General features: G+C 62.3%; 13 protein-coding genes and 1 pseudogene. 8 read left to right on the top strand and 6 right to left on the bottom strand.

Features of this window, described 5'->3' with window-relative positions:
• The 3 genes and pseudogenes from RTX98_RS17125 to RTX98_RS17115 form a co-directional block, all read left to right on the top strand.
• A pseudogene (locus RTX98_RS17125) lies at nucleotides 1-240 on the top strand (tRNA (guanosine(37)-N1)-methyltransferase TrmD); the annotation flags it as partial.
• Between the two features lie 253 nt (nucleotides 241-493).
• On the top strand, nucleotides 494-997 hold the full coding sequence (gene rplS / locus RTX98_RS17120; RefSeq protein ID WP_312798021.1) for a 50S ribosomal protein L19: 504 nt from the start codon (nucleotides 494-496) through the stop codon (nucleotides 995-997).
• A gap of 107 nt (nucleotides 998-1,104) precedes the next feature.
• Complete coding sequence (locus RTX98_RS17115) at nucleotides 1,105-1,671, top strand: N-acetyltransferase family protein (RefSeq protein WP_312798020.1); 567 nt, start codon at nucleotides 1,105-1,107, stop codon at nucleotides 1,669-1,671.
• Here RTX98_RS17115 and RTX98_RS17110 read toward each other — a convergent pair.
• The 3 genes from RTX98_RS17110 to acnA all read right to left on the bottom strand — a co-directional run bounded on the left by RTX98_RS17110 (nucleotide 1,668) and on the right by acnA (nucleotide 6,058).
• Nucleotides 1,668-2,045, bottom strand: a complete 378-nt coding sequence (locus RTX98_RS17110) for a DUF2794 domain-containing protein (protein WP_189506006.1) — start codon at nucleotides 2,043-2,045, stop codon at nucleotides 1,668-1,670. The genes RTX98_RS17115 and RTX98_RS17110 overlap by 4 nt on opposite strands.
• A 380-nt stretch (nucleotides 2,046-2,425) precedes the next feature.
• On the bottom strand, nucleotides 2,426-3,178 hold the full coding sequence (locus RTX98_RS17105; protein ID WP_312798019.1) for a DUF1223 domain-containing protein: 753 nt from the start codon (nucleotides 3,176-3,178) through the stop codon (nucleotides 2,426-2,428).
• A gap of 189 nt (nucleotides 3,179-3,367) precedes the next feature.
• On the bottom strand, nucleotides 3,368-6,058 hold the full coding sequence (acnA, locus tag RTX98_RS17100; RefSeq protein ID WP_312798018.1) for an aconitate hydratase AcnA: 2,691 nt from the start codon (nucleotides 6,056-6,058) through the stop codon (nucleotides 3,368-3,370).
• A gap of 275 nt (nucleotides 6,059-6,333) precedes the next feature.
• Between acnA and ccmA the strand changes: the two genes are divergently transcribed.
• The 5 genes from ccmA (at nucleotide 6,334) to RTX98_RS17075 (ending at nucleotide 9,639) form a co-directional block, all read left to right on the top strand.
• Nucleotides 6,334-6,957, top strand: coding sequence for a heme ABC exporter ATP-binding protein CcmA (gene ccmA / locus RTX98_RS17095; RefSeq protein WP_312798017.1), 624 nt, complete (start codon nucleotides 6,334-6,336; stop codon nucleotides 6,955-6,957).
• A 352-nt stretch (nucleotides 6,958-7,309) separates the two neighbouring features.
• Complete coding sequence (ccmB, locus tag RTX98_RS17090) at nucleotides 7,310-7,975, top strand: heme exporter protein CcmB (protein WP_189504962.1); 666 nt, start codon at nucleotides 7,310-7,312, stop codon at nucleotides 7,973-7,975.
• 82 nt (nucleotides 7,976-8,057) lie between these two features.
• Nucleotides 8,058-8,879, top strand: coding sequence for a heme ABC transporter permease (locus RTX98_RS17085; protein WP_312798016.1), 822 nt, complete (start codon nucleotides 8,058-8,060; stop codon nucleotides 8,877-8,879).
• Complete coding sequence (gene ccmD / locus RTX98_RS17080; protein ID WP_312798015.1) at nucleotides 8,876-9,040, top strand: heme exporter protein CcmD; 165 nt, start codon at nucleotides 8,876-8,878, stop codon at nucleotides 9,038-9,040. The genes RTX98_RS17085 and ccmD overlap by 4 nt, the downstream gene beginning before the upstream one ends.
• Complete coding sequence (locus RTX98_RS17075; protein ID WP_312798014.1) at nucleotides 9,037-9,639, top strand: DsbE family thiol:disulfide interchange protein; 603 nt, start codon at nucleotides 9,037-9,039, stop codon at nucleotides 9,637-9,639. The genes ccmD and RTX98_RS17075 overlap by 4 nt, the downstream gene beginning before the upstream one ends.
• Before the next feature lie 116 nt (nucleotides 9,640-9,755).
• Here RTX98_RS17075 and RTX98_RS17070 read toward each other — a convergent pair whose 3' ends face one another.
• The 3 genes from RTX98_RS17070 to ftsY all read right to left on the bottom strand — a co-directional run.
• Entirely contained in the window at nucleotides 9,756-9,923 is a 168-nt protein-coding gene (locus RTX98_RS17070; RefSeq protein WP_312798013.1) for a hypothetical protein, read from the bottom strand.
• 136 nt (nucleotides 9,924-10,059) lie between these two features.
• Nucleotides 10,060-10,719, bottom strand: a complete 660-nt coding sequence (locus RTX98_RS17065) for a septation protein A (RefSeq protein WP_312798012.1) — start codon at nucleotides 10,717-10,719, stop codon at nucleotides 10,060-10,062.
• 100 nt (nucleotides 10,720-10,819) lie between these two features.
• A partial coding sequence (gene ftsY, locus RTX98_RS17060) for a signal recognition particle-docking protein FtsY (protein WP_312798011.1) occupies nucleotides 10,820-11,701 on the bottom strand: 882 nt, incomplete at its 5' end.

The following is an 11,701-nucleotide window of genomic DNA, read 5'->3' as shown; positions in this document are numbered from 1 at the left end:
TTGTCGGGCGACGAAGAAAGCTTCGAGAACGGGCTGCTGGAACATCCGCACTACACGCGCCCGGCCGAGTTCGAGGGCATGCCGATCCCGGCCGTGCTCACGTCGGGCGATCATGCAAAGATCGCGGCCTGGCGGCGCTGCAAGGCCGAGCAGCTGACGGCCGCGCGCCGGCCCGATCTTTATGCTGCCTATACCCCGCCGAAAACGGGCAAGAAGTCGAAGCCAAAGGCCCAGCTTTGATCCCGCACAGTTCCGAACGCAAAACCGCACCACACTTTTGCTGGAACTGCTTCAAGGCGGGTGACAAGCCCGTTGTTTCAGTGTATTGGCGCGCCACCATGCGGACTCTGTCCTCATGCCCGTCAACGATCGACGGTGAAATCGCCCCTGTCGACCTGTTCAAGAACAGGGTGACATAGCCGGACGGTCTTTGAACTGGACGGTGAGTGCAGGGCGCTCTGGCAGTCGGAAGAACAAGAAGAGGTATGACCCGATGGATATCATCCGTCAGCTCGAGGCCGAACAGGCCCAGAAGATCGAAGCCAAGCGCACGCTGCCAGAATTCCAGCCGGGCGACACCGTCCGCGTTCTGGTCCGCGTGACTGAAGGTACGCGTACCCGCGTCCAGGCCTATGAAGGCGTTTGCATCGCCCGCTCCGGCTCCGGCTTCCAGGAAAACTTCACCGTCCGCAAGATCTCCTATGGCGAAGGCGTGGAACGCGTGTTCCCGGTTTACTCGCCGATGGTTGAAGGCGTGGAAGTCGTGCGTCGCGGTAAGGTCCGTCGCGCCAAGCTCTATTACCTGCGCGATCGTCGCGGCAAGTCGGCTCGTATCGTCGAGAACACCAGCGTTCGCGCCCGCAAGCTGAATGACGCAACCCGCGAAGCAGCCAATGCCGAGCGCGCCCGCGTTGAAGCCGAGAAGGTTGCTGCCGCCGAGAAGCTGGCTGCCGAGAAGGCCGCTGCTGCTGAGGCTGCTGCCGCTTCCGCCGAATAAGAAGACGGGCTGCATGGGCAGCCTCGGCTTCTAGCCAGACAGATCAAATGGCCGTATCGCTTCCCCGCGATGCGGCCATTTTCTTTTTGGTGACGAGGATACAAAGCATGACCACGATCAGGCCGGCCACGGAAGCGGATCTTCCTGCCATCACCGCGATCTACGACGATGCAGTGGTGAACGGCACGGCGACCTATGAATTGGAGCCGGCGCCGGATCAGGCGGAAATGCTGTCGCGCTTCCGCGCCATCACATCAGCCGAATACCCCTACCTTGTGGCCGAGGAAGACGGCGTGGTGCTCGGCTATGCCTATGCCGGCCCGTTCCGCGCCCGCGCCGCCTACCGCTTCATCGTGGAAAACTCGGTTTATCTCGCCCCGCACGCGCAGGGCCGTGGGCTCGGGCGCTTGCTGATGCAGGCGCTGATCGACGATTGCACGCAGCGCGGTTTCCGGCAGGTGGTGGCAGTGATCGGCGACGCGACGCCTGCAAGCGCTTCGGTAAAGTTGCATACCGCGATGGGCTTCACCCTATGCGGAACCATGACCGGCTCCGGCTACAAGCATGAGCGCTGGCTGGACACTTTAATCATGCAGCTGCCGCTCAACGGCGGCAACACGCTGCCTCCGGACCCGCAATCCGTGCCCGAGCGGCGCTATCGCGAGGGTGCTTAGGCTTCCGCCAGCTTCAGCGTGCGGTCGAAGGCTTTCAGCGCCGTCGCCAGTTCGTGGCCGCGCTTCAAAACGACACCGCCGGCTGCGACAACCGAGTAAGCACCCTGCTTGCGGGCGAGCGCCGGTGTCTTCTCGATGCGGAACAGCGGCACTTCGCTGGCGCGGCGGAACACGGAAAACACCGCCTGATCCTTCATGTGGTCGATCGCGTAATCGCGCCACTCGTTGGCCGCCACCATGCGGCTGTAGATGCGTAGGATCTGATCGAGCTCCTGCCGGTTGAAGGTGACGGGAATGTTGAGCCGCGCATTGCGCGCTTCGGCGAGCGGGATCAGCGTTGCCGACTGCCCCTTGTCCTCAGGACCAAAATCCATCTGCCATGCCTCATCTGCTTTGCCGTCTTCGGGAAGTTGGGCCTGTTGGCCCCGCTTTGCAAGGAAGGCGATAGCTTTATGCGATCACGCAGATTTCGGCCGTGTAACAATTGGTGAAGAGCGAACACAATCTTGCCAAACCTTCAACCCGGTCGAGCCACGAAGCGAAGCGAACATTTCCGTGTTGCCTGAGACGGTTCGATCCGGTCGCATCCGTACCCCAAGCCCCCCGCCCACGGGCGTGGCTGGGTCGAACCAATCCTCCCAAGCATGTTCGCTCCTGTTGAGCGTTGGCCTGTCGAGTATTGAATCTGGCAAGCGTACCACAAGCCGGTGCCGCGTTCTTGGCGCCGGCTTTTTCGTACCCGCTACTCAGTTCGCTACTTCTTGTTCGCCACAGCAGGCGCTTCGAGTTCCAGCGAGGCCGCGCCCAGGATCGCACCCGGGCTGCCATTCTCATCCACCGACTGAACCAGCACCGCACATCCGCCAGTGCCCTTCTTGGCGATCTCGCTCAAGGGGATTTCGAACCGTGCCGGCTGGCCATGCCACATGCCGGTGGTCTGCATGTCCCGCACAGCATTCCAGTAGGTGACGGTATGGCCGGCATTCTCGCCGCGCTCGATCGTGACGGGGCTTGCGGCATCATAGGACACGAGCAGGACATGGGCGTTCTGCTTCGGCCCGTCCTGGCCCGGCACGTCGATCACCAGCACGTCGCCATCCTTCCGAACCGTAACGGCAACCGGCAGGCTCGGCGTTTCGGCGAGCTTCTCGTCCACGGCCGACTGGTCGGCGCCGTTGACATGGGCGCGGCCGTTGATGACGGCTTGCGGCGTATAAAAGGCGCGGCCCTTCATCGCCTTCATGTAATCGCGCTGGCGATCGGTGTTTTCGGGCGTAGCCAGCGTGTCGCGCCAGCCGCGATAATCCCAGTAATCGACATGATAGGCCAGCGCCACGATGTCCTTGTGGCCGATCATCTCGCCAAGCATCTTGTCGGCCTTCGGGCAGGAATTGCAGCCCTGGCTCGTGAACAGTTCCACCACGCCCCGCACTTTTGCCTGTTCAGCCGGCGCCTGACTGGTGGCGACGAGCAGGGTTGCGATGGCTAGGAGGGGGGTGAAGTTCACGATGATCCAGACAGGTTCTTTGCAGCCGAAACTGCTCAATGACGCCAAGGATGAGCGTCAAATGTTAGGCGGCGATCGCTTGAAGGGGGAAGTCACGTTGCGGTGACAAAGCTCATGCCGGGGTCACGAGGCCGTGCGCCCGGCGTGAGAAAAGCGGCCGTTCCAACGAGACGGCCGCTTTGTTTTGCTTTAGGCCGCCAGGTCGCGCAGCACCGTCTGCAGGATGCCACCATTGTTCATGTAGGTGACTTCATCCAGCGTATCGATGCGGCAGATCAGCGGCACTTCCTTCACTGAGCCGTCGGCATAGGTGATGACCGCCGTGCGCTTTTCGCGCGGCTGCACATTGCCGAGACCTTCGATGGTGACGGTCTCGTCACCCTTGAGGCCCAGCGACGCCCAGGTCGTGCCTTCCTCGAACACGAAGGGCACGACGCCCATGCCCACCAGGTTCGAGCGATGGATGCGCTCGAAAGACTGCGCGATCACGGCCTTGACGCCGAGCAGGTTGGTGCCCTTTGCCGCCCAGTCGCGCGACGAGCCGTTGCCGTATTCCACGCCGGCGAAGATCACCAGCGGGGTGTGTTCGGCCTTGTACTGCATGGCGGCATCATAGATCGGCATCTCTTCTTTCGAAGGATAATGGATCGTGTAGCCGCCTTCGCGACCGTTCGGACCCATCATGTGGTTGCGGATGCGGATGTTGGCGAAGGTGCCGCGCATCATCACTTCATGGTTGCCGCGACGCGTGCCGTATTGGTTGAAGTCGGCCGCCCCCACGCCATGCTCCATGAGATAGGCACCGGCGGGCGAGGCCGCCTTGATCGAACCGGCCGGCGAAATGTGGTCGGTGGTGATCTTGTCGCCGAACAAGCCGAGAATGCGCGCACCCTTGATGTCGGCGATGCCTGAGCCGGAAGCACCCATGCCCACGAAGTAAGGCGGGTTCTGCACATAGGTCGACTGGTCGTCCCAGGCATAGGTCTGCCCGGCCGGAACCTGCACCGCCTGCCAGTTCTCGTCGCCCTTGAACACGTCGGCATACTTGCTCTCATAGAGCTCGCGCGTGACGTAACGCTGGATGAAGTCCTGCACCTCATGCGAGGACGGCCAGATGTCGCGGAGGTAAACCGGCTGCCCGTCCGAACCCGTGCCGAGCGGCTCCGTGGTCAGGTCCTTCTGCACCGAACCGGCCAGCGCATAAGCGACGACCAGCGGCGGGGAGGCGAGGTAGTTCGCCTGCACGTCGGGCGAGATGCGGCCTTCGAAGTTGCGGTTGCCCGACAGAACGCCGGCGGCGATCAAGCCGCGGTCGTTGATCGTCTTGGAGATCGGCGCCGGCAGCGGGCCGGAATTGCCGATGCAGGTGGTGCAGCCGAAGCCCACCAGGTTGAAGCCGATCGCGTCGAGGTCCTTCTGAAGGCCGGCTTTTTCTAGGTACTCGGCAACGACCTGGGAGCCGGGCGCGAGCGAGGTCTTCACCCAGGGCTTGGAGGTCAGGCCCTTGGCAACGGCGTTGCGGGCCAGCAAACCGGCCGCAATCAGCACGCTTGGATTCGACGTGTTGGTGCAGGACGTGATGGCGGCAATCGCCACGTCGCCATGGCCGAGATCGAAGTCGGTGCCTTCAACCGGATAACGGTTGGAAAGCTGGTCCGGCTTCTTGTAGTCGGTCTCGAGCGCGGTGGCGAAGCCGGACGCGATGTCTTGCAGCGCGATACGGCCCTCGGGGCGCTTCGGGCCAGCCATCGACGGCACGACGTCGCCGAGGTCGAGTTCCAGCGTGTCGGTGAAAACGAGGTCGGAACCGTCGCCTTCGCGCCACATGCCTTGCGCCTTGGAATAGGCTTCCACCAGCGCAATGCGATCCTTGGCGCGGCCGGACATGTTGAGATAATTCAGCGTCTCGCCGTCAACGGGGAAGAAGCCGCAGGTCGCGCCGTATTCCGGACCCATATTGCCGATGGTGGCGCGGTCGGCCAGCGTCATGTTGTCCAGGCCGGTGCCGAAGAACTCGACGAACTTCGAAACCACGCCCTTCTTGCGCAGCATCTGCACGACGGTCAGCACGAGGTCGGTCGCGGTGACGCCTTCCTTCAGCTTGCCGGTGAGCTTGAAGCCGATCACTTCAGGCAGCAGCATGGAAACCGGCTGGCCGAGCATGGCAGCCTCTGCCTCGATGCCGCCTACGCCCCAGCCGAGCACGCCCAGGCCGTTGATCATCGTGGTGTGCGAATCGGTGCCCACGCAGGTGTCGGGATAGGCTATGGTTTCGCCGTTCTCTTCCTTGGTCCAGACGGTCTGGCCGAGATATTCGAGGTTCACCTGGTGGCAGATGCCGGTGCCGGGCGGCACGACGCGGAAGTTCTGGAACGCCTGCTGGCCCCACTTCAGGAAGCGGTAGCGCTCGCCGTTGCGCTCATATTCGAGCTCGACATTGCGGGCAAAGGCGGAAGGCGAACCGAATTCGTCGACGATGACGGAATGGTCGATCACGAGATCGACGGGTACCAGCGGGTTGATCTTTTCGGGGTCGCCGCCGAGGGCTGCCAAACCGTCGCGCATTGCGGCGAGATCGACCACGGCCGGAACGCCGGTGAAGTCCTGCATAAGGACGCGGGCAGGGCGGTAAGCGATTTCACTTTCGACCTTGCCCTTGTTGGTCAGCCATTCGGCGACCGTCAGGATGTGCTCCTTGGTGACCGTCTGGCCATCTTCAAAGCGCAGCAGGTTTTCCAACAGCACCTTCATGGAAAAAGGCAGCTTGGAAACGCCCGCGAGACCGTTCTTTTCGGCCTCGATCAGGCTGAAATAAACATAATCCTTGCCACCCACGGTCAGGGTGCGGCGACAGTTGAAACTATCTGATGATGTCGACACGTCGGTCCTCAACTTCTTTATGCCGATGAGGAGCGGACGCCTGCTGCGCGGATCAAGATGATCGCGCCATAGGTGCGGGTGCGATCATTTCCGCTGTCCGTTCCTCGCGTCCCGGCCGGTCAAAGACGGCTCGCGCGCTGGGTTCGGCGCAAATTTTGCAGATCCCACACCGACCGCTGGCGTGGTTGCCCGGGATATAGAGAATTTCGTAGAAGAGTTCTAGACTGATTTCGTGATGCGAACGTGATCGTTCGCAGGATAGTGCAGGAAAGAGCATGCGGATCACCGCGAGGGATCTTGGCGCGGATCGCGGCGGCGAGCGCATCTTCTCCGATATTTCATTCGAGGTGGGCGAAGGCGGCTGTTTGCTGGTGACGGGCCCGAACGGCTCCGGCAAGTCGACGCTGCTGCGCGCGATCGGCGGTTTGCTGCCGCTGACGGAGGGTACAATCGCGCTCGATCCGACCAGCGAGACATGGTCGAGCGTTCCCGCCGCCTGCCATTATCTCGGCCATCACAACGGCTTGAAGCAGACGCTGAGCGTGGAAGAAAACCTCAATTTCTGGCGCGATTTTTCCGGCGAACCGCGCCAGACCGTGGAAGAAGCGCTGGACAATGTCGGCCTGTACGGCCTCGGCCATCTGCCTTTCGCGGTGCTTTCAACCGGCCAGCGCCGACGCGCGGCGATCGCACGGCTGCTGGTGACCTGGCGGCCAATCTGGCTGCTGGACGAACCCACCGCCGGCCTCGACGCCCGCTCCGAAAAGCGCTTCGCCGGTTTGATGGAAGCGCATAGAGCGGCAGGCGGCATCATTATCGCCGCGACGCACTGGCCGTTGGGGCTGATGGATGTGCAGGATTTGGTGATGGGTGAGTTTCAGGGAGGCGTTGCGGCGTGAGGCACGCCTACCCCTCATCCGACTTCGCTTCGCGAAGCCACCTTCTCCCACAAGGGGCGAAGGAAGAGCTTGCACCAGCATTCGCGTTTTTATCTGCGAGGTCCGTGTGTCGCAGTCCGAATTGCCACAGTTCGAATCGGCGGAGCATCTTCTATGCCACCGAAACGTTTCCGGCAGGCAGAACGGTTCTCAAGATGAGCGAGCACAATGCGGCAGTCCCTCCCTTCGCCCCTTGTGGGAGAAGGTGGCCGCGCGAAGCGCGGTCGGATGAGGGGTGTGCCTCGCCGCAGCGTTACGAGGGTTATGCCACGCTTCAACCGGATGAGGCGTTTGCCACCCTCAAGCTCTCCCAATGCTAGACCTCTACCTCCGCGACCTCAAACTCGGCATCCGCGCCGGCGGTGGCGCGCTGATCGGCATCCTGTTCTTTCTGGCCGTCGTCACCACCATCCCCTTTGCCGTCGGTCCCGACCTCAACCTCCTGTCGCGCCTCGGCCCCGCCATGCTGTGGATCGGCGCGCTGCTCGCTTCGCTGCTCGGTCTCGACCGGCTGTTCCAAGCCGATCGTGAAGACGGCTCGCTCGACCTTCTGCTGCTGGCCTCCGATCGCCACATGCTGGCGCTGAGCGTTCTGGTGAAATGCCTGGCGCACTGGACCGCGAGCGTGTTGCCGCTGGTGATCGCGGCACCTTTGCTCGGCGTTCTCCTCAACATGGAGCCGGTGGCGCTGGGTGCGGCAACGTTGACCCTGCTGATCGGCACGCCCGCCATCACCTTCATCGGCGCAACGGGTGCAGCCGTCGCCGTCACCTTGCCGCGCGGCGGCTTGCTGGTGTCGGTGCTGATCCTGCCGCTTGCCATTCCGGTGCTGATCTTCGGCGTTTCGGCGAGCTATGCGTCGGTCACCGATCCCGCGCCCTTTTTGCCGCCCTTCCTGATCCTGTGCGCGCTGACGCTGGTTTTCGCCGTGGTCGGTCCGGTTTCCGCAGCCGCGGCACTTCGCGCGGCGCAGGACTAGGATCGGTCATGCTATCCAAGATCATGCAACGAGCCGGTTCCCGCAACTTCAGCGCCGATACGCAGCACCCATTTCCATGCCGATGAGCGACACGACCTCCACCTCTTCCACCGGTACGCCCAATTCTCCCGCAGGCGTCGGCTGGTTCAGCGCGCTCGCCAATCCGACGCGCTTTCTAGCGCTGTCGGGACGCATCGTTCCGGTGCTTGCGGTGTTGTCGGTGCTGGTTTTGGTGGTCGGCCTTTATCTCAGCTTCGCCGCGCCCGAAGACTACCAGCAGGGCTCCACGGTGCAGATCATGTATATCCACGTGCCGTTCGCCTGGTTGTCGATGATGTGCTGGGGCGTGATGTCGCTGGCAGCGCTCGGCACGCTGGTCTGGCGCCATCCGCTGGCCGACGTATCGCTGAAGGCCGCCGCGCCGATCGGCCTCGTTTTCACCGGCCTCGCGCTCGCCACCGGCTCGATCTGGGGCAAGCCGATGTGGGGCACATGGTGGGTGTGGGATGCACGCCTGACTTCGGTCTTCGTGCTGTTCCTGATGTATCTCGGCATCATCGCCCTGACCCGCGCGATCGACGACGCCAGCCGCGCCGCCAAGGCTGCCGCCATCATCACACTGGTGGGCGCCATCAACCTGCCGATTATCAAGTTTTCCGTGGACTGGTGGAACACGCTGCATCAGCCGGCCGCCGTGTTCCGGCTGGATGGGCCGACCATCGATCCATCCATGCTGTGGCCGCTGCTGATCATGGCTGTCGGCTTTACGCTTCTGTTTTTCACGCTGCATCTGACGGCGATCCGCACCGAAATCTGGCGCCGCCGCGTTCAGGCCATGCAGCGCATAGCCGCGCGTCGCGCTGAAGGGCGCACAGGGGGAAACATCGAAGGGCGCACTCGATGACCCACGCGATGTATGTTGCCGCCGCTTACGGGATTACGGCGATAGCGCTAGCAGGTCTGCTCCTTTGGATCCTGATCGACGGGCGCAACCGCAAACGCGAACTGGCACGGCTGGAAGCCGAAGGTGTGCGGCGTCGCTCTTCGGGAGCAGCCCGGTCATGACCACGCCGCTCGAAGACGGCCGCAACCCGGCACCGGCGCGTCGGCGCCGCACCGGCCTTTATCTCTTGCCGTTTCTGTTGTTCGTGATTTTGGCGGGCTTTTTTCTGGCGCAGCTGATGTCGGGCCGTGACGGGTCCGTTGTGCCCTCGGCTCTGCTCGATGCGCCGGCACCGGAAACCGATCTGCCAGCGCTCGCCGGCATGAATGTGCCGGGCCTTCGCTCCGCCGATTTTGCCGGCAAGGTGACGCTGGTCAACGTCTTCGCATCCTGGTGCGCGCCGTGCCGCGAAGAGCATCCGACCTTGATCCAACTGGCAAAGGACAAGCGCTTTTCGTTGGTCGGGCTGAACTACAAGGACAAGGAAGACAATGCCCGCGGTTTCCTGGGCGAACTCGGCAATCCCTATGCCGCGATCGGCGTGGATGCGTCGGGTCGCAAGGGCATCGACTGGGGTGTCTATGGTGTGCCGGAAACCTTCGTGATCGGCCGCGACGGCCGTATCGCCTACAAGTTCGTCGGGCCGCTGACGCCGGAAGGCGTATCGAAGAAGCTGATGCCAGCGATCGAAGCTGCGATGACAAAGACGCCGACCCAGTAAGGATGTCGGCAGGGCATCGCGCCCGTTACATTTTAGTCTCTAGTCATGAGGAAGGCCGCAGCGTGTGAACCGCGTGCGGCCTTAAACCTTTGAATCACCCGTCATGATGCCTGGGGTCAGCCGTAGATTTCACGGCGCAGGTCACGCAGCATCTGCGTGCGATCGACATTGAGGTCGAGGATTTCGCGCGGGCTGAGACCCTGGATTTCGGCAGCGAGGCGATTGAAACGAGCGCGCTTTTCGAGGCGACGCTGGACGTTGATCATGAGGCCGTTGAGCAGCATTGGAGCACCTTTTGTCCGACCGATGCGCCGGTCGTTGCGCTCCTCCCTGAAAACAAGGATGCCCTGCTTCTCCGCTATGCGAAACGATTTATGTTGCAATGCACCATTGCATTTGATGCATACCGGTTAAGCGGCCTTAAGAAGTGTGTTTTTCTTGTGCAGGTTGTTTGATCTCATGGCGAAGGATCAGCGGCATCTGCGCGATCGTGAAGAGCGTGGTGATGGGGATCGTGCCCCAGACCTTGAAGAACAGCCAGGTGTTCTCGGCGAAGTTGCGCCACACAACTTCGTTCAGCACGGCGAGAAACAGAAAGAACACGCCCCAGCGCAGCGTCAGCTTGCGCCAGCCTTCGGCATCGAGCTCGAAGGCGGAATCGAACACGTAAGCCAGCAGCGATCGGCGAAACGCCAGGCCTACCAACAACACGGTTCCGAACAGCGCGTTGATGATCGTGGGCTTCATGAAGGCGAAAGTCTTGTCTTGCAGGTAGAGCGCCAAAGCGCCGAACACGAACACCACGACCGTCGATACCAGCGGCATGATCGGCAGGCTGCGCGTCAGCAGCCAGGACACGGCGAGCGACAAAGCGGTTGCGACCATGAAGAAGGCGGTGGCGATCAGGATCGGCTCGCCGATCGAGGCCAGGATCGGAAACTTCGCTGCCAGCCATTCGCCGCGAAGAGTGACAAAGAAGAAGACCAGTCCCGGTCCCAGCTCCAGCGCAAATTTCAGAGCGGGGTTGATCGCCTTCTTCCGGGGATCGCCCGGAGCGCGTTCAAGGATGCGGCTTGTCATGGGATGATGCCTTTGACGGGAAATCTGTCCGGCAAAACCGGAAATTTTGGCGCTGAATGCGGAACTTTTCGGCTGTTTTTCGGAGAAAACCGGCGAAATTTCAGGTTAAACCGGCAATGGTTGCCGCAAAATCACGGGCAGAAAACGGCTCGAGATCCTCAACCTGCTCGCCCACGCCGATGAAATAAACCGGCAGCTTGTGCTTGGCGGCAATCGCCACAAGGATGCCGCCCCGCGCCGTTCCATCGAGCTTGGTCAGCACCAGACCGTTGACTCCCGCCACGCTGCGGAAGATCTCGACCTGGTTCATCGCGTTCTGCCCGGTGGTCGCATCGACCGTCTGCAGGATCGTATGCGGCGCTTCCGGATCGAGCTTCTTCAGCACGCGCACGATCTTGTCGAGCTCGTCCATCAGCTCGGCCTTGTTCTGCAAACGGCCCGCCGTGTCGATGATCAGAACATCCGCATGTTGTTGTTTTGCTTGCGCAAAAGCCTCGTAGGCAAGGCTTGCCGCATCAGCTCCAAGGCGCGATGAAATCACCGGCGCACCGGTCCGCTCGCCCCAGATCTTCAGCTGTTCGATGGCGGCCGCGCGGAACGTGTCGCCCGCCGCCAGCATCACCTTGACGCCGCCGGCGGTCAGCTTGGCCGCGAGCTTTCCGATCGTCGTGGTCTTGCCGGTGCCGTTGACCCCCACCACCAGGATCACGTGCGGTTTGTGCGCGAGATTGAGCTCCAGCGGCTTGGCGACCGGCGTCAGCACGCTCTCGACCTCGCCTGCCACGACCCGGCGCACATCGGCTTCGGTGGTGCGGCTGGAAAACCGACCTTCCGCCAGCTTATCCGCCACCCGCATCGCCGTTTCGACGCCGAGATCGGCGCGGATCAAGACTTCTTCCAGCTCCTCGACGATTTCTTCCGTCAGCAGCGTGCGCGTGAAAACGCCGGCCAGATTGTCGCCAAGCTCGCGCGACGACCGCGA

Origin of the sequence: Tianweitania sp. (genome assembly GCF_032053605.1) — a bacterium.
In the GTDB taxonomy this organism is placed as follows: Bacteria; Pseudomonadota; Alphaproteobacteria; order Rhizobiales; family Rhizobiaceae; genus Tianweitania.
This window is presented reverse-complemented; position numbering and strand designations above follow the sequence as displayed.